The sequence below is a fragment of the Zhongshania marina genome, assembly GCF_002915595.1.
In the GTDB taxonomy this organism is placed as follows: Bacteria; Pseudomonadota; Gammaproteobacteria; order Pseudomonadales; family Spongiibacteraceae; genus Spongiibacter; species Spongiibacter marinus_B.
Window position 1 is genome coordinate 47,278 of record NZ_PQGG01000044.1, and the last position, 19,311, is coordinate 66,588.

At 49.2% G+C, this 19,311-nt stretch carries 14 protein-coding genes; 7 read left to right on the plus strand and 7 right to left on the minus strand.

The genetic code is table 11. The features are described 5' to 3' along the window. On the minus strand, positions 1-891 hold an 891-nt coding region (locus tag C0068_RS18760), incomplete at its 3' end, for a thrombospondin type 3 repeat-containing protein (protein WP_199176239.1). A 772-nt stretch (positions 892-1,663) separates the two neighbouring features. Between C0068_RS18760 and C0068_RS18765 the strand changes: the two genes are divergently transcribed. After that, a complete protein-coding gene (locus C0068_RS18765) occupies positions 1,664-2,650 on the plus strand; it encodes an LLM class flavin-dependent oxidoreductase (protein ID WP_103686002.1) in 987 nt (328 codons plus the stop codon). Between the two features lie 70 nt (positions 2,651-2,720). On the opposite strand, the gene C0068_RS18770 is transcribed toward C0068_RS18765, so the two are convergent. Both C0068_RS18770 and C0068_RS18775 read right to left on the minus strand, forming a co-directional pair. Further along, positions 2,721-4,031 (minus strand): mechanosensitive ion channel family protein, encoded by a 1,311-nt coding sequence (locus C0068_RS18770; protein WP_103686003.1) that lies wholly within the window; start codon positions 4,029-4,031, stop codon positions 2,721-2,723. Positions 4,032-4,266: 235 nt separating this feature from the next. Next, the gene (locus C0068_RS18775) at positions 4,267-6,441 is read right to left on the minus strand and encodes a glutamine synthetase III family protein (protein ID WP_103686004.1); all 2,175 of its coding nucleotides are present in this window, start codon (positions 6,439-6,441) and stop codon (positions 4,267-4,269) included. 355 nt (positions 6,442-6,796) lie between these two features. Here C0068_RS18775 and C0068_RS18780 point away from each other — a divergent pair, with 355 nt between their 5' ends. The 6 genes from C0068_RS18780 to C0068_RS18805 all read left to right on the plus strand — a co-directional run bounded on the left by C0068_RS18780 (position 6,797) and on the right by C0068_RS18805 (position 14,541). Then, positions 6,797-7,963, plus strand: coding sequence for a BaiN/RdsA family NAD(P)/FAD-dependent oxidoreductase (locus tag C0068_RS18780; RefSeq protein WP_103686106.1), 1,167 nt, complete (start codon positions 6,797-6,799; stop codon positions 7,961-7,963). After that, the gene (locus C0068_RS18785) at positions 7,960-8,460 is read left to right on the plus strand and encodes a GNAT family N-acetyltransferase (protein WP_103686005.1); all 501 of its coding nucleotides are present in this window, start codon (positions 7,960-7,962) and stop codon (positions 8,458-8,460) included. Before C0068_RS18780 ends, C0068_RS18785 begins: the two co-directional genes overlap by 4 nt. 74 nt (positions 8,461-8,534) lie before the next feature. Beyond that, a complete protein-coding gene (locus C0068_RS18790) occupies positions 8,535-10,196 on the plus strand; it encodes an NAD(P)/FAD-dependent oxidoreductase (protein WP_103686006.1) in 1,662 nt (553 codons plus the stop codon). A gap of 113 nt (positions 10,197-10,309) precedes the next feature. After that, positions 10,310-10,852, plus strand: coding sequence for a DUF2058 domain-containing protein (locus tag C0068_RS18795; RefSeq protein WP_103686007.1), 543 nt, complete (start codon positions 10,310-10,312; stop codon positions 10,850-10,852). A gap of 6 nt (positions 10,853-10,858) precedes the next feature. Beyond that, a complete protein-coding gene (gene recQ / locus C0068_RS18800; RefSeq protein ID WP_103686008.1) occupies positions 10,859-13,003 on the plus strand; it encodes a DNA helicase RecQ in 2,145 nt (714 codons plus the stop codon). 236 nt (positions 13,004-13,239) lie between these two features. Beyond that, on the plus strand, positions 13,240-14,541 hold the full coding sequence (locus tag C0068_RS18805) for a GntP family permease (protein WP_103686009.1): 1,302 nt from the start codon (positions 13,240-13,242) through the stop codon (positions 14,539-14,541). Between the two features lie 84 nt (positions 14,542-14,625). Here C0068_RS18805 and C0068_RS18810 read toward each other — a convergent pair whose 3' ends face one another. The 4 genes from C0068_RS18810 to C0068_RS18825 form a co-directional block, all read right to left on the minus strand. Further along, complete coding sequence (locus C0068_RS18810; RefSeq protein WP_233208873.1) at positions 14,626-14,844, minus strand: DUF3094 family protein; 219 nt, start codon at positions 14,842-14,844, stop codon at positions 14,626-14,628. A gap of 88 nt (positions 14,845-14,932) precedes the next feature. Further along, positions 14,933-16,723: an acyl-CoA dehydrogenase C-terminal domain-containing protein gene (locus tag C0068_RS18815; protein WP_103686010.1), complete on the minus strand. Its 1,791-nt coding sequence runs from the start codon at positions 16,721-16,723 to the stop codon at positions 14,933-14,935. 67 nt (positions 16,724-16,790) lie between these two features. Then, positions 16,791-18,578 carry an acyl-CoA dehydrogenase C-terminal domain-containing protein gene (locus C0068_RS18820; RefSeq protein WP_103686011.1) on the minus strand — a complete coding sequence of 596 codons (1,788 nt, stop codon included), beginning with the start codon at positions 18,576-18,578 and terminating at the stop codon, positions 16,791-16,793. Between the two features lie 244 nt (positions 18,579-18,822). Continuing rightward, a partial coding sequence (locus C0068_RS18825; RefSeq protein ID WP_199176240.1) for a hypothetical protein occupies positions 18,823-19,311 on the minus strand: 489 nt, incomplete at its 5' end.

Sequence of the window (19,311 nt, forward strand, 5' to 3'; positions counted from 1 at the left end):
TTGGTTGCTATTTGCTACCGCCACACAATTATCAACACTATCTTTTACACCATCGCCATCACTATCCGTATCATCCGACGAATCGCAGGCATCACCCAATCCATCTCCATCCACATCAGATTGGTTGCTATTTGCTACCGCCACACAATTATCAACACTATCTTTTACACCGTCGCCATCACTATCCGTATCATCCGACGAATCGCAGGCATCACCCAATCCATCTCCATCCACATCAGACTGGTTGCTATTTGCTGTATTTGGGCAGTTATCATTCGAATCGCCAAAACCATCAAAGTCACTATCAAAGACCCCGTCATAACGACCATCGCTAAGATCATTTTCGGTTTGATCTAAATGTTCTTGAGCAACAAGAGAATCGACTAGTACTCGAGAATCACCGTTGCTCGTTTTAGAGAAGAGCGCAGCGGCAGTGGATTCAAAACTTGAACTTTCAAAATCAGCCGATGAGAACACAGCCTCTTTTGCAGCATCAATAACAACTGGATGTATAGCTATCCCGTTATCTTTATTCTTATCTGCATCCAGCGTCAAAAGAAATCTCACAACATTCAAAATACCAGTAGCGCTTAATGCTTCAAAATCATTTGGCGTGACAAAAGTATCTGCTACCGCGGTACCCAGCTTGATTCCTGCTAGTGAAAACGTAACCTGATCAGAAGGAAAATACTGGAACTCCCCTTCTTCGCCGGTAACACCAGACAAGCCGGATGACGTAAAATACCCTACCCCATGCACTGGTGAGTCAATGAAATAACCCGTCATTGTAGGCTGAGTAGTTGAATCAGCGTTTTGCCGACTACTATCGCCTCCGCAGGAAATTAGCAGAACACTAACACTTGCGATTAAAAAAATTCGGATATTTTTCATAAATTTGCCGACCTGCCAAAAGTTAACGGAACGCCGACTTACAAGGAAAAACACCTACCCAATCTCATACTTTACTAAGTTGATAATTAGATACACTATCCCTGCTTAGGAAATACTCTTAAGCAGGATGGTTCGAAGGGAGTCAAAAACTAGAACATTAGCCCTCCCTTCCTGGAGGTCTAGTAGAAAGAAAAAGACCCAAAAAGTCTGAACTATCTACTTCCTTGTAATTTCAGCAACATGTACCTGAAAAGTAATAATTAGCCAATCTGGTACAAAAATTCAATCTCTCTGGATTATTATTATCAAGATAATACATTTTGAATTAGCATTTATCTAGATGCCTTCCAAAAAATATAAACTCCTTCAAAAAGCTCCCACAACCGCTCCATAAATGTCATCTATCCGATGATTTACACCTGCCAATCACCATCACAAACCGCATTACGTTTACACCAGCCATAGCCCCGTATTCCTGCAGCACGCAAGCCGCCAACACCAATGGACACCACTCGCCTCAACTTTATTTCCATCCAGCTTTAAATGTAAATATCGCCCTACCTAATATAGGTAGTTCAAACTTGTTCCTCTTTCGTTAGCGGGAGCTACACACCGTCAAGTAAATTAATTCAAGCCACTCTCCATAATAGAAAATGAAAGTGTATCTATGAAACTCATAAGGAGCACTCGCACACAATTGCCTGATTCCCTAAAATGAACCGAAATAACTGCACGCTTCTCACCAACCGCAAACAACAAATACGGAATTTTCATGGTAAAACTTTCAGTTCTTGACCTATCTCCCATCACCGCAGACGGCGATGCGAGCACATCGCTCTACAACAGCCTGTCCTTGGCGCAACACGCCGAAAAATGGGGTTTTAATCGCTATTGGTTGGCTGAGCATCACAATATGCAGGGCATTGCCAGTGCCGCCACCGCCGTCGTCATTGCTCATATCGCCGCCGGCACCAAAACCATTCGAGTTGGTGCAGGGGGCATTATGCTGCCCAATCATGCCCCGTTAATTATCGCCGAGCAATTTGGCACCTTGGAGGCCTTATTCCCCAATAGAATTGATCTTGGCCTTGGTCGCGCCCCCGGCACCGATCAGGCGACCGCCTACGCAATGCGCCGAAATTTAGACGCCGATGTCGATCAATTCCCCCAAGACGTCGTAGAACTGATGGGGTATTTTGGCGAACCCCACCCCGATCAAAAAATTCATGCCGTACCCGGTAGTGGATTACATATTCCCTTTTGGATTTTGGGCTCCAGCTTATTTGGCGCGCAATTGGCGGCTTCGCTAGGCCTGCCCTACGCCTTTGCCTCACATTTCGCACCCGAGCAAATACTGCACGCCATCGCCCTTTATCGCGAGCGTTTCCGCCCTTCAGCACAATTGAGCAAGCCCTATGTCATGCTGGGATACAATGTATTTGCCGCCGACAGCGACGCCCAAGCCCATTATGTGGCTAGCTCAATGCAAAGAGCCTTCGTTAATTTACGACGTGGGCAACCCGGTAAATTGCAGCCACCTACCGACGACTACATGGCACAACTATCAGCCGGGGAGCAAATGCTGCTGAGACAAATTATGTCCTGCTCGGCAATTGGTACAGCGGAAAAAGTACAGGAAAACATGAAGAAATTTATCGAGCTAACCCAAGCCGACGAGCTTATGATTACCTCGCAGATATACTCCCACGAGGCGCGATTGCGATCTTACGAAATTGTCTCGTCGCTACAGTTTGACTAGGGCTTGGCCGGCAAAGGAGTAAACGCCAAAACTAAAAAAAGGCTTTTAATCAAAGACCCAAGTCCGCCGTTTACTTGCCCATACTCTCGTTGAGTACCCGCACTTCGCGCTGCGGGAAAGGTATTTGGAAGCCATTGTCACGCATGGCTTCAAAGATCATCAACAGTAAATCGCCGCCAACTCGATTTTTGCCATCATCAATACCCATCATCCAAAACTCGACAAACATATTCACACCGGAGTCGCCAAAACTGTCGATTTCGCAGTCGGGCCGCTCTTCAAATGGAATGCTCTCGCCGCTGAGAACTTGCTCATGGGATGCCACGGTTTCCTTAATAATTTCGACCAATTTGCGAATATCTGAATCGTAGGCCACTGAGAAATCAACGCGGTAACGCTGCTTTTTATTCTTGTGAGTCCAGTTTGTAAAACTCTCTGTCACAAATTTCTCATTCGGCACCATGATGTCTTTGCCATCATAGGTTTCTAAGGTCGTTGAGCGCAGCGTTAACTCTCGCACAAAGCCCGTGCGACCATCTTCGAGCTCAATATAGTCGTCCAAAGAAATTGAGCGATCGAGCAAAATGATAATGCCAGAAATAAAGTTAGAGGCTATCGCCTGCAGACCAAAACCAAGACCAACACCAAGCGCACCACCAAACACCGCTAGCGCGGTCAGGTTTATCCCCATCACTTGGAGGAGCAGCAAGAAAATCAGCACAAAAATAGCGACTTCAAATAATTTTGCCGCTACTTCCTTGGTTCTAAAGTCGAGCTTTTCCTGACGTCGAATGATCTCTTGGCCGGTGCTGTTTGACACCCTTCCCAGCCAAAAAAGTAGCGAGCCAAACAGGGCAACTCGAATCACGCCGTAAGCTGAAATTTGAATATTACCCACCGATAATTTCATTGCCTCGAGAATCGCAATAATCGGCTCAAGCACATTCAATAAATGTAAAAACAGTAGAGGTTGGCCAACCCAACGGAAAACAAAGGCGATAAAATCATTCTTTACGTAATCGCGAATAATCGTCCGCAATACCAGCATCATGGCAACGATCAGGGCCGTTCGCACCAGCCAAAATTGCCCCAATAGCCGTGCGCTCACCTCAACGGCAATGCTTAACAACAAAATCGTTAACAGTGGAAATATAAAATTTCCGAGCTTACCCGTGAGCTTGCGCAAAGGCTTAAGCGGTGCATTTGCAGGGGCATCGGCAAATAGTGGAACAAACTTTTTAATATAGGTGGCAATAAAAAAGCCAAGCCCAAATACGACAAGTACCAATGCCAGCTGCGCGTAAGTTTCGGGCTGCAAGGTAACACTAAGTATCTGGTCGAAAAGCTCGATTAACGCCTGCTTATAATTCTGTAAATCCACTTCTACACCCTTGCTAATGGCCTTTAGTCAGCACTTTTGACAGTCTTTATTATCTTGCACGACGAAAACACAATGCAATGACTCAATGATGTCGCCATACAGCCTAACCCATTATTAACAAAAGGCATATTTACGACCGTGCAATTTTTTTAAACCCCAAAACGCAAAAACGCCCTCTTATAGAGGGCGTTTCAGCATCAAACAAGTGGTCTACTGCACCAAGGCAGTCATCACCTTATTTGATAAACAGCATTTCTGAGTACTTAGGCAGCGGCCACAGATCATCAGAAACCAAGGTTTCCAATGTATCGGCGTGTCCACGCACTTCTACCATCAAGCTGCGCAAAGTGCCCGCCGCATATTGCATATGCGCCTCGGTAGAGTCGAAGTCATGCACTTCTAAGGCTGCACTCAACTTAGCAACGGCTGCCATCATGGCATTGGCTTCTTTAGCCACGGCGGCTGCAACACCACTATCCAAAGTGATATTTAATGCGGCCATTGATGAGGCGGTGCTTGCAAGCTGCGACAGGTATTCAACCGCCGCTGGGTAAATCATGGTCGTAGCCATGTCTACAACCAACTTGGATTCAACCTCAATTGACAGCAGATATTGCTCTGAATACACCTCAAAGCGGCTTTCGAGCTCTACTGGCGTTAATACGCCGGTGCTTGAAAACAACTTAACGACAGACTCTTCGCGGAAAGCAGGCAATGCATCGGCAGATGTTGGCAGATTTTTAAGACCACGATCTTCAACCGCCGCGCGGTGCCACTCAGCAGAGTAACCGTCACCACCAAAAATAACATTGCTGTGAGCTTCCATTAGCTCCTTCAGCACTTTTACTGCAGCAACAGGCTTACTAGTGCCAGTCGCCAATTCAGCCTCTAGCTTATCGGCAATCCAGTTCAAGGAATCAGCCAGCATAGTGTTCATGGCAACGAGGGGGCCAGAAACCGATGCAGAAGAACCCACCGCGCGGAATTCAAAACGGTTGCCGGTGAACGCGAAAGGTGAAGTACGGTTACGGTCGCCTGGATCGCGCTCAAACTTCAGAATTTGGCTAAGACCCAAATCCATAAATCCGCCAACTTCAGACTTCAGCAACTTGCCTTCTTTAATATCGTTGAACACACGCTCAAGCTGGTCGCCCAAGTAAACTGACAGTATCGCTGGGGGTGCTTCGTTAGCACCTAGGCGGTGGTCATTGGACGCCGATGCAATAACCGCACGCAAAAGCGGGCCAAAAAGGTGCACGCCGCGAATTACCGCACCACAAAAGAGCAAGAAGTTAATGTTGTCGTGGGGAGTGCTGCCTGGGTCTAATAAATTGCCCTGAGTGGCGTTACCAACTGACCAGTTCACGTGTTTTCCTGAGCCGTTCACGCCAGCAAAAGGCTTTTCGTGTAATAAACACACAAAACCGTGACGCTTGGCGGTCAATTTCAACAGGGTCATTAGCAGCTGCTGATGGTCAGAAGCGATGTTCGCTGCCTCAAAATAGGGCGCGATTTCAAACTGACCCGGTGCCACTTCATTGTGGTGAGTCTTAGCTGGAATACCTAAACGGTAAAGCTTGTCTTCCAAGTCCTGCATAAAGACCTGAACACGCTCAGGAATAGCGGCAAAATAGTGGTCGTCAAACTGCTGGCCTTTAGCTGGTGAAGCGCCAAACAAAGTACGGCCAGCCAACAGTAAATCAGGGCGGCTATTGGCGAAGTTGGAATCAATCAAGAAGTACTCTTGCTCGGCACCACAGCTTGAATTCAGCGCTGCAATCTCAGTCTCACCCATCAGCGACAATACGCGCTGGCCGGCTTTATTCATTGCCGAATTTGAACGCAAAAGTGGGATTTTCTTATCCAGCGCTTCGCCGGTCCAGCTCATGAATACGCTAGGAATCATCAGCGTTGCGCCATTATCAGTGTGCATAATGTAAGCAGGGCTGGTTGGATCCCACGCAGTGTAACCACGGGCAGCATTGGTCATCCGCAGGCTACCATTAGGGAAAGAAGAGCCATCTGGCTCACCCTTAATCAGCAAGCTACCAGTAAACTCGGTAATCGCATTGCCGTCTGGGTTGGTAATGATAAAGCCGTCGTGCTTTTCAGCAGTGGCGTTAGTCATTGGGTAAAAGATGTGCGAGAAAAACTTAGCGCCTTTGCTCAGAGCCCAATCTTTCATGGCGGCGGCGACAACGTCGGCCGTAGCAGAATCAAGCGGTGCACCGGTTTGCACGGTGGTTTTTACTGCCTTAAAGGCGTTTTTAGACAGGGCCTCCTCCATCTTCGCAAGATTGAAGACATCACTTGCCCAAATTTTACTGAGTGGCTCAGGCATCGTAACCTCTTTAGGCTTACGATTAATAATCTGGGAAACAGCTTGAACACGCGCTTGATTGCGACTCATTAAGGAGACCTCGCCTTATAGAATAATTAGGTAATGGGTATCACTCGAGCTTACTGAGAGGATCAGGAACTGAAATGATTAAATAGACGCTAGCAAAATTTGCACCAACGTGACGCAATTCGCCCTTGGTCCGAAAAAATATTTCTGTCATATTCATTCGCCCGCAGCAGTATAGCGCTAGGCAAAACAAAAGCTAGTGGGCAACGCGGCACCAAGACCAATAGCCATACAAGCTGTAGGCCATTCCCGTTATACTGTGCAGCTTTCACATACACTCCACAGCGAATCGAGCCCCGTGCCAACAAGCCAAGCATACTACGACGTCATTATTCTCGGTGCCGGTGCCTCTGGTTTAATGTGCGCCCTCACCGCAGCTCAGCGCGGGCGGCGGGTTTTGGTCTTAGAAAAAGCCAATAAGGTCGGCAAAAAAATTCTGATGTCTGGCGGTGGCCGCTGCAATTTCACCAATCATTTTGTAGAGGCCGACAACTTCATTTCAAACAACCCCCACTTCTGCAAAGCCGCCCTCACCCGCTACACCCAGTGGGATTTCATCGGCATGGTGGAGCGCTACGGCATACCCTACGAAGAGCGCCGTCACAGCCAACTTTTTTGCCTAAACTCCGCCAAGGACATACTCAATATGTTGCTGGACGAATGCGCCAAAGCCGGCGCAGAAATCCGCACCCACGCAGAATTAGTCTCAATCGCAGAAGACCAGCAAAGCGAGGGCTCATCTCGCTACCAACTTGTCGTAAACCAGCAAGACAGCCATCTTGAGCTGCGCTGCCACTCTTTTGTTGTTGCCTCCGGTGCGCTATCCATTCCCACCCTCGGCGGCAGTGGTATTGGCTACGATATTGCGCGGCAATTTGGACTGACACTCACCAAGCGACACGCAGGTTTGGTGCCGTTTATGTTCAGCGACTCAATGAAACAGCTCTGCGAAAAACTCGCTGGACTCGCTTTAGAAGTCGAACTAAGCGCAAACAAAATTAGCTTCACCGAGAATATTCTTTTTACCCACCGCGGTATCTCTGGTCCCGCCGCCCTGCAAATTTCAAATTACTGGAACCCCGGCGACACCATCACCGTTAATTTGCTACCCAGTATCGACGCCGCCGACTGGCTGCTAAGTGCAAAAAAAGAACAGGCAAAAAGCCTATTAAGAACGGTGCTAAGCCACAAATTATCGAAAAGTTTGGTCGCCGAGCTGCAATGGCTGTGGTGGCATGAACACGCTGAAAAGCCAATGTCCGAATTTTCAGACAAACAACTTATTAACATCGCTGAGAAAATAAATAGCTGGGTATTAAAACCCTCCGGCACCGAAGGTTACCGCACCGCAGAAGTCACCCGTGGCGGCGTTGACACCGCTGGCATTAGCTCCAAAACCATGGAAGCAAAACACCAAGCTGGACTGTATTTTATCGGCGAAGTTGTGGATGTTACGGGCTGGCTAGGCGGCTTTAATTTCCAGTGGGCGTGGTCTTCAGGCTATAGCGCGGGCTTGGTGGTGTGAGCGCAGACTTCAACATTCGTCCCTATCACCCGAGCGATGTAAATACCGTGATCGCGCTATTTCAACGCAGCATTCACGATCTCGGGGCAGAGTACTACAGCAAAGCACAGCTTGCGGCCTGGGCGCCGGAAGAAGTCGATCCGGAGGCTTGGCAGCAAAAACTAAGCACGGCACACACATTAATCGCGGAAGCGGATCGCCACATACTCGGTTTTATTTCTTTCTACACCGAAGAAAACACCAGCGGCTATATTGACCTACTTTATTGCTGCCCTCGCCATATTCGGCGCGGCGTTGCCGGCACGCTCTATAAGCAGGCGGAAGCAATACTCTGCAGCGAAGGTGCAAACACCGTCCATAGTCATGTGAGCTTAAGCGCCCAAGCATTTTTTACTCAACAGGGCTTTGTTACTGAACAATTAGAAACCGTACACCGCCGCGAGGTTGAGCTGACCCGTCACGCCATGCGCAAAGCTCTGTCAAAATCGCCGGTGTAAGTTTCCAACCCCACAATGCAATCATGCTAAAATCCGCCGCTTGATAGCCATCTCTGTTGGAAACCGCATCACCCATGATCAGACTGACCGACCTCAAATTGCCGCTAAACCACAGCGACGACGAATTGCGCAGCGCGATTCTCGGAAAACTATCACTGGCAGATGCCGAATTACGCGACTTTTCCATCTTTAAACGCAGCTACGACGCCCGTAAAAAAGGCAATATCCTGCTCATATACTTATTAGATTTAAATCTCACAGCAGACGCAGAACAACGCCTGCTAGCAGATAAAAAGCTCAGCAATATTGTCCGGCCAAGCCCCGACACCGAGTACAAATTCCTCGCCCAAGCCCCCGAGAATTTCCCCAGCGCCGATCAACAGCGCCCCGTGATTATTGGCTTTGGCCCCTGCGGAATTTTGGCCGCCTTAGTTATGGCGCAAATGGGCTTAAAGCCCATTGTTTTAGAGCGTGGTCAAGACGTGCGCCAACGCACCAAAGACACTTGGGGACTGTGGCGCGAACGCAAACTCAATACTGAATCCAATGTGCAGTACGGCGAAGGCGGCGCGGGCACCTTCTCCGACGGCAAGCTCTACAGCCAAGTAAAAGACCGCCGCTTTCTCGGTCGCAAAGTCATGAGCGAATTCGTCAAGGCCGGTGCGCCAGAAGAAATCCTAATGGTCAGCAAGCCGCATATCGGCACATTTAAGCTGGTCAAAATGGTAGAGAATATTCGCGCAGAAATTACCCGCCTCGGCGGCGAAATTCGCTTTAACACCAAGGTAGAAACAGCTCACCGCGAAGCCAATACCGACGACCAAGACCAAATTACGGGCCTCAGCCTAAGTAACGGTGAGTACTTGCCAACTCGCCACGTGGTTCTAGCTATCGGCCACAGCGCCAGAGACACCTTTGAAATGCTGCTACAGCAAGGTGTTTATATAGAACCAAAACCGTTTTCCATTGGCTTTAGAATTGAGCACCCCCAGTCAGTGATCGACAAGGCGAGATTTGGCGAACAAGCCGGCCACCCGATTTTGGGCGCCGCCGACTACAAATTGGTACACCATTGCAAAAATGGTCGCAGCGTTTACAGCTTTTGTATGTGCCCCGGTGGCACCGTGGTGGCCGCCACCTCTGAAGAGGGCCGCGTCGTTACCAATGGCATGTCCCAATATTCTCGCAATGAGCGCAATGCCAATGCCGCTATTGTCGTGGGCATCGAACCGGAAAAAGACTACCCCGATCACGTCTTAGCGGGCATTGATTTACAGCGCGAACTAGAAACCCTGGCCTACCACCTAGGTGGCGAAAACTACAACGCGCCCGCGCAACTGGTCGGAGACTATCTACGCAATACGCCATCGAGCGAACTCGCCAGCGTCACCCCATCATACAAACCTGGCGTCTCACTGGGCGATTTATCCAAGGCACTACCCGACTTCGCCAATGAAGCCATTCGCGAAGCCATCCCCGCCTTCGACAAGCAGATCAAAGGCTTTGCGATGAACGACGCCATACTCACCGGCGTAGAAACCCGCACCTCATCGCCAATATGCATAAAACGCGGCAAGGATTATCAAAACTTAAATACCCGTGGCCTTTACCCTGCAGGGGAAGGCGCCGGTTACGCGGGCGGTATACTATCTGCGGGTATCGACGGCATTAAAGTCGCCGAGGCGGTGGCCATTGATTTACTGGGGCTAGATATTCCGATACCGGACGGGCGCTAAAACTCGGCGCAGAGCAAGGGACAGCAATAAGCCCAAGCCCCGCCGCAACAATTAGCTTAGAATAGACAGTATTAAAAACCCAAATTCATCTCCACATATATAGAGGTTATTGCATGGCGTCTCTGCAAGAGCAGCTTCTGAAAGCAGGCATGGTCGACAAGAAAAAGGCCAAGCAAATCACCCAAGAAAAGCGCAAGCAAGCCAAACAGGCAAAAGGCACTGGCAAGGTGATTATTGACGAGGGCAAAGAGGCGGCAAAACGCGCATTGGCCGAGAAAGCCGAGCGCGACCGCGAAATGAATCGCCTGCGTCAGGCCGAAGCTGACAAAAAGGCGATTCAAGCCCAGATCGTTCAACTGATTACGCTCAATAAAATTGATCGCAAAAATGGCGAGATTGCCTATCAGTTCACCGATGGCAAAAAGATTAAAAAGCTTTACGTCGACGCATTGCTGCAAACCCAATTAATCAAAGGCGTGATTGCCTTAGTGAAATTGAAAGAAGGCTATGAGCTCGTGCCCGCAGCGATTGCCGACAAAATCAAGCAAAGAGACGAATCGGTCGTACTCGTTCACAACACCAAACCAGCGAATGAGCCTGTAGACGAAGACGACCCTTACGCGGCCTATCAAATCCCCGACGACTTAATGTGGTAATCCGCTATCTTACATACTGACACCAGCAACACCGAAGCCGCCGCCTTACATATTCTGCAAACCATCTACGGTTACGATGCCTTTCGCAACCAGCAAGCAGACATCGTAAACCACGTCAGCAATGGCGGCGACGCCCTCGTTCTCATGCCTACCGGCGGCGGTAAATCGCTGTGTTTTCAAATTCCCGCCTTGGTGCGCAGCGGCACCGCCATTGTCGTATCGCCACTGATCGCCCTGATGCAAGATCAAGTCATGGCGCTGCGCCAAAACGGAATTAAAGCGGCATTTTTAAACTCCAGCCAAAGCGCAATGGAAGCAAACGGTGTTGAAACCGCGCTAATGGATGGCGACTTAGACATGTTATACGTCGCGCCAGAAAGACTAATGATGCCGCGCATGCTCGACTTACTGAGCCGAGCGCCTCTGGCATTATTCGCCATCGACGAAGCACATTGCGTGTCACAGTGGGGCCACGACTTTCGTCCCGAGTACATCAAGCTTTCCATACTCCATGAACGCTTTCCGGATATTCCCCGCATTGCCCTCACCGCCACAGCGGACGGCCCAACTCAGCGCGAGATCATCGAGCGGCTGTCGCTACACGAGGCCCGCGTATTTAATGACGGCTTCGACCGACCCAATATTCGCTACCGCATAAGCGAAAATCAGGGCAATGCCCGCGAGCAATTACTGCGTTTTATTCTGAACGAACACGAAGGCGAAGCCGGCATTGTCTATTGCCTGTCGCGCAAACGGGTAGATGAAGTCGCGCAGTGGCTAAGTAGCAAAGGCATGACCGCCCTGCCTTATCACGCCGGTTTGGGCAACGAAGTACGCCAACAACATCAGGAGCGATTTCTGCGCGAAGACGGCGTCATCATCGTCGCCACTATCGCCTTCGGCATGGGCATAGACAAACCCGATGTACGCTTTGTCGCCCATTTAAATTTACCCAAAAGCATTGAAGCTTATTATCAAGAAACTGGCCGCGCCGGCCGCGACGGCTTACCCGCAGACGCGTGGATGGCCTACGGCCTGCAAGACGTCATCACCCTGCGCCAAATGCAGGGCAACTCCAGCGCAGAAGAGGGCCGCAAGCGCTTAGAACAACATAAATTAGATGCCATGCTCGGCCTGTGTGAACTTACCACCTGCCGCCGCCAAGCCTTACTCCGCTATTTTGACGACAATTTAGATCAACCCTGCGGCAACTGTGACAACTGCCTCACGCCACCAGAAACATGGGACGCCACCCTCGCCGCACAAAAAGCACTGTCCTGTGTTTACCGCACCGGCCAGCGTTTTGGCGTGAGCTATTTGGTCGATGTATTACTGGGAAAAGAGCACGAACGCATCAGTCAATTTGGCCACGATAAAATTTCGACCTACGGCATTGGCACCGAACTCAACGCCACCGAATGGCGCACCTTGTATCGGCAAATAATTGCACGTGGATTACTCAAGGTAGATGTAGAGGGCTATGGCAGCGTACAACTCACCGACACGGCCCGCCCCATTTTAAAAGGCGAAGAACAACTCACCTTAAGAAAGATGGTCAAAGCCACAAAGAACGCAAGCCGCAAAACCCGCGCATTTTCTGGTGCCGCAAACAACACCTTATGGGATGCACTGCGTGAACACCGCAAAGCACTGGCCACCGAACAAAGCATTCCTGCTTATATGATTTTCCACGACGCCACCCTCGCAGAAATGACCGAACGCCAACCCCAAACCCTAGAACAATTAGGACGTATATCCGGCATTGGCGAACGCAAATTAGACGCCTACGGGCAGGGCTTTTTAGACGTCATCCTTGCAAACGCTGGCACTGACAATGAGCAAAATGATGGTATCAACGACACCGCCGCCAATAGCATTTCACTTTTAAAACAAGGTAACACCGTCGAGGATATCGCCACCCAGCGTAAACTTTCACTCAACACCATTTACAACCATCTCTGCCAAGGCATCGCCAATAGCGAACTGAGCCTTAACGATGTTATCGACTTAGATGAGGCGCAGATAAAGGAAATTCAATTCGCCTTTGAACTAAGCGAAGACGGCAAATTGAAAACCGTGTTTGAATCTTTGGATGGGGAATATGATTACACTATTTTAAAGTGTGTGAAGGCGTCGTTGAGTAGTTCGTAAACGCATTGAAAGGGTTTATGCCTGCATATAAATTCGTATACTCACTGAAACTCGGAACGACAATTTACAGAACACTCAAATTCCACCTTCCTTAACCTAATTAACACGCCTCCTCACCAAACTATTGAGCAAACTATGAAATTTAACTGATTTCTATTGGCGGTCACTTAGCTTCGTCAGTTAGGATTAGTCCCTTCATAAAAATGCGACACGCAAAAATTATTTAGGAGCTTTTCATGGTCAGTATGATCGGCTTAGTTGGCGGCTTACTGTTGCTAACGACTCTGGCACTCCGCGGATGGAACCTATTCATTGCCGCCCCCTTATGCGCACTCATTGTTGGCTTAAGCGGTGGCATTCCGGTATTCCCCGACGACGGAGCAAATGCCTTTGTCACTACCTATATGAATGGCTTTGCAGGCTTTGTCAGTGCTTGGTTTTTAATGTTTTTGCTGGGCAGCCTGTTCGGCAAGTTTATGGAAGACACCGGCACCGCTGACAGCCTCGCCCGCTGGATTATTGGCAAAATTGGTATGAAGCACGCCGTTGCTGCGGTTGTGCTGGCTTGCGCAGTATTAACCTATGGTGGCGTTAGCGTATACGTCGTCGCATTTTCGGTTTATCCAATGGCATTAGGGCTTTTTAAAGACGCCAATTTACCACGTCGCTTTATTCCCGGCGCCCTCGCCTTTGGCTCTATCACCTTTACAATGACCACCGCTGGCTCGCCAGAAATCCAAAACTGGATTCCCGTTAAATTTTTGCATACCAGCCCCTACGCCGCTTGGGAAGTTAGCTTTATCGTGGCAATCTTTATGGCGCTTTGCGGATTTTTCTGGATTAACCGAATGATTCGCAAGGCCGTCGCCAACGGTGAACACTTTGAGCATCGCGCTAGCGACCCAGCTATCCCAGAGCGGGATCTCCCCCACCCTATCACCGGCTTACTGCCCTTGCTGGTAGTGCTTGCCGTGTCGTTTTTCTTCCATGAGTCGCTACAGCAATACGCACTGATCCTCGCCTTGCTCGGTGGCTGTGTTTGCATTTTGCTGATTAATTTTCGGCATTTTCACAACATGAATAAGGCGATAAATGAAGGCACTACCGGAGCACTGATCGCCATTGGTAACACCGCTGCAGTGGTGGGTTTTGGCACGATGGCAAAAGCCTCCCCCGCTTTTGCTGTGGCGGTAGACGCGATGACGGGGATTCCTGGCAATGAGCTAATCGGAGCCGCCATTGCTGTCACAACTATTGCAGGGCTAACCGGCTCAGCTTCCGGCGGCTTGTCTATTGCCCTGCCGGTACTTGGCCCGCACTACACAGATTTAGGGGTGAACCCAGACCAACTCCATCGCATTTCGTCCATTGCATCAGGAGCCTTGGATTCCCTGCCCCACAACGGCTATATCGTGACAACGGTAAGAGCGATTTGTGGCGAAACCCATAAGAGCGCTTACTGGCCAATTGCCGCGTTAACGATTGCCATTCCAACAATGGGATTAATTTTGGCGGTAAGCCTAATGCAGTTTTTTTGAGCGTGGCAGCACTAGGCTAGATATCACCATGAGTAATATCTAGCCTATAAAAAGCAGCGCTGTATAAATTTAAGAAGGTGGGGATTAGTGAATACCGCTCATCCACGCCAGCAATAAAGAACCCGCCGAAATCGTCGTGACCATAATCAGTAAAATACCGAGCAGCTTAAGTGGGCGGTAAGGTTTACGCTCAACATTGTTATAACCCTGCTTCAAGTAGGCATCTACTTTGGCCTGATCTTCTGGGTACAATTTATTGTGTTCGTTTTCCATCATTCCACCACTAGCTATTAGAAATGGCATTGCCCGCGTTAGCACAAGCAATAAAAAAGGCGGCACTATTATCGCAAGTCGCCGCCTTATTCACCAGTTTTAACGTAGTTGTAGCAATTTACGCAAATGCTTCCTCGGGAATATCCATCAAACTGGCGCTGCCGTTGCGAATTGATTCACTCAAACCCTTTGCCTGTGGCAACAGGCGCTGAATGAAGAAACGCGCAGTATGCAGTTTAGCTTGTGCAAATGCCTCGCCCTGCTGACTTTCGCCACTTAGCACGGTGCGCGTCATCATTGCCCACATATAGGTGTACAGCGTAAAGCCCATCACATGTAAAAACTCGACGGAAGCTGCACCAATCGCGTTTGCATCACCAGCCTGCGCCTGAGCTAATACAAACTCAGACAGCGATTCAAGATTATCTACAGCATCGTTTAATGGCGTTAAAAACTCGTCCATACCGTTCACTGATGCCGACGATGCCGCAAACTCCCGCATTTCAGCTATCAATACGTTCAGATTCTGCGCGCCGTTTGCCGCAATTTTACGGCCCATTAAATCAAGCGCTTGGATGCCGTTAGTGCCTTCGTAAATCTGGCTAATACGCACATCGCGCACTAGCTGCTCCATACCCCATTCACGTATATAGCCGTGGCCACCGAATATTTGTTGGCCTGCCACTGCGCCCTCTAAACCTTTATCCGTCAGGAAGGCTTTAGCAATGGGAGTTAATAACTCCACCATCCCTTCAGCTTTGGCTTTTACCTCACCGCTGCCAAACTTAGACTCATCTAGCTGCTTGCCCACATAAACAGCAAATGCTCGACCAGCCTCTACATAGGCCTTTTGGGTTAATAGCATACGGCGAACGTCGGGGTGAACAATAATTGGATCAGCTGCGCCAGCACTATTTACCGGCCCAGACGGCGCACGACTTTGTAGACGCTCACGCGCATAAATTGAAGACCATTGGTAAGCCGCTTCTGCCGCGCTCAGTCCCTGAATACCAACTGAAAGACGCTCATAGTTCATCATGGTAAACATACCCTGCAAACCACGATTGATTTCACCAACAAGGTAGCCCTGCGCGCCATCAAAATTCATCACACAGGTTGCCGATGCGTTAATACCCATCTTGTGCTCTATGCTACCGCAGTGAACACCATTGTTTTCACCGCTGCTACCGTCGTCATTGACCTTCATTTTTGGAACGAGAAACAGCGAAATGCCTTTCGATCCTGCCGGTGCATCTGGCAACTTGGCCAATACCAAATGAATAATATTTTCCGTCAGGTCTTGGTCACCACCAGTGATAAATATTTTCGTACCTGTGATGCTATAACTGCCGTCTGCAAGCGGTTCAGCTTTCGTGCGAATCATACCCAGATCGGTACCTGCATGGCTTTCTGTTAGGCACATTGCACCAGCCCATTTTCCAGAATACATATTGGGCAGGAATTTAGTTTTTAGCTCTTCCGTTGCATGACTCGCAATAGCCAATGCCGCACCGGAAGTAAGCGTTAAATACAGTCCCATCGCAATATTGGAGGAATACAGCATCTCCTCAAACAACAAAACCAACATTTTAGGCATCGTCTGGCCACCGTACTCTGGGGCGCCAGACAAACCAGCCCAACCACCATCAGCCAACTGCCGAAACGCGTCAGGATACCCTTTGGGAGTGGAAACAACACCATCCGTCCATTTAACCCCTTCTTCATGCCCTGGCTGACTAAGTGGTGCAATCAAAGATTCGTTGATTTTTGCACCTTCTTCAAGAATAGCGTCAGCCAATTCGCGATTGACCTCTTCCATCGCCGGCATGGTCTGCCAGAGGTTTTCGGCTTTAAAAACCTCATGTAAAACAAACTGCATATCACGCAGGGGGGCTTTATATTCGGGCATGAGTTGCTCCTTTAATAATCAGCACGACGGTCAAAAGACCGCCGTTAATCTACTCGACTAAATGGTTTTAAAACGCAAAAGACGCTTCTGGCATCGCCATCACACTGTCAGCACCATTCAACATCGCGATCTTATGAGACTCTGTGCGAGGCAAGATACGCTGATAATAGAACTGCGCGGTTTGGACTTTCGCCTGGAGGAATGCATCATCTGCGTCACCATCAAGCGCGATAGAGGCCATACGGGCCCACATAAAGGCCAGCGATACATAACCTGAGTACATCAAATAATCGACTGATGCAGCACCGACTTCATCGGCGTTACTCATGGCTTTTTCACCCAATTTACCAGTAATGTCGCCCCACTCTGCATTTAGAGCAGCCAATTTTTCTACAAATGGCGCCATACCTGGTTTGTCTTGCTGCTCTTTACAGAATTGATGGATGATTTTAGTGAACACCATCAACTGCTTACCACCGCTGCCCATTACCTTGCGGCCAAGTAAGTCTAAAGCCTGAATACCGGTGGTACCTTCATACAGGGTAGAAATTCGCAAATCGCGGACGATTTGCTCCATTCCCCACTCAGAGATAAAACCGTGACCACCAAATACCTGCATACCATAGTTGGCAGACTCTAGTCCGGTTTCGGTAACGAAGGCTTTCGCAATTGGCGTTAATAACTCAGAAAGCTCTTCTGCCTTGCGACGCTCCTCCTCATCACCAGAGAAATAAAAGGTATCAACCAACTGAGCAACCCAGTAAATAAACGCGCGACTGCCTTCAGCAAGCGCCTTTTGGGTTAAGAGCATACGACGAACATCTGCGTGAACAATTAGTGGATCAGCAGGGCCGTCTGGATTTTTTGGCCCACTCAGCGAGCGCATTTGCAAACGATCCCGCGCGTATGCCAAAGCACCCTGGAAGGACGCTTCACCGGCAGATAAGCCTTGCAAAGCAGTACCTAGGCGAGCCGAATTCATCATGTGGAACATGGCATTAAGACCGCGGTTTTCTTCACCGACTAAAAAGCCCTTAGCGCCATCGAAATTCATCACGCACGTAGCAGAGGCCTTAATCCCCATCTTATGTTCAATACTGCCGCAATGAACGCCATTACGCTCACCTACCTCACCATTTTCATCAGGCAAGAATTTGGGCACCACAAACAGAGAAATACCCTTTGTCCCCGCCGGTGCACCTTCTACACGGGCCAACACAAGATGGATAATATTCTCCATCATGTCGTGCTCACCGCCCGAAATAAATATTTTGGTGCCGGTAATGTTGAAACTACCATCGGCATTCGCTTCGGCTTTAGTTCTTAACAGCCCCAAATCCGAACCGCAGTGAGACTCGGTCAAGCACATCGTACCCCCCCAAGTTCCGTCGGTCATTTTTGCTAGGTAGGTTTCCTGCAATTCATCGCTGGCATACACCTCTAGCAAACGGGCTGCGGATTGAGACAAGCCCGTATACATACCCCACGCCCAGCATGCAGAGCTAACCATCTCGGTCACTACCAAGCCAAGGGAGTTAGGCAAACCTTGCCCACCAAACTGCGGATTTGCGGTCATAGAAGGCCAGCCACCTTCAGCAAACTGCTGATAAGCCTCTTTAAACCCGTCCGGTGTAGTAACGCCAGACTCTGACCAGGTGCAACCTTGCTGATCGCCAATTTGATTGAGCGGTGACAAAACGTTTTCAGAGAATTTGGCGCCTTCAGTAAGAATAGCGTCCATCAAGTCTTCACTAACCTCTTCACGGCTAGCAAGACTGGCGTAGTGCTTATCGCAATTTAATACTTCTTTTAGTACAAAATTAATATCGCGAAGTGGCGCTGTATATTGCGGCATGACAATGACCTCATGAACAAAAATATTGCGGGCAGCTATATACCCGCCAATGTTGACAGTGACAACTATAGCGATTTTATTACGTGTTGCAAGTTATTTTGGATTTTGTGATTAAAGAAAATTACCGGCGCACCGAGCCGCCCTTGGTAAAATTAACTTTTAAATCAAACAGTTAAACTTTATAAGCAAAAAAACCCCGGAAGACCGGGGCTTTTAATTAGCACTTATACATCACTCAGCGAAATCAGCCGCCCCCGAAAAGACCGCCCAAACCACCGAGTATATCTGTGATTGAAGTAGGATCAGCTATTAACTCCGCAATTGCATCGCTCACGGCTGCAGGGTTAGCCAATTCGGTTAATGTCGCGATTACTTCAGTTGGATCAGGGGCTCCATCACCGCCACCAGCCAAACCTGTGAGCAGTGCAATAAACTCTTCGGGGCTTGGCGCGCCTTCACCGCCACCGGCTAAGTCACCCAAAATGGCAAGCAACTCTTCTGGACCAGGGGTTCCTTCACCACCGCCAGCCAAATCCGTGAGCAGTGCAATAAACTCTTCGGGGCTTGGTGTGCCCTCACCGCCACCGGCTAAGTCACCCAAAATGGCGAGCAACTCTTCTGGACCAGGGGCACCTTCACCACCGCCAGCCAAATCCGTGAGCAGTGCAATAAACTCCTCGGGGCTTGGCATGCCTTCACCGCCACCGGCTAAGTCACCCAAAATGGCAAGCAA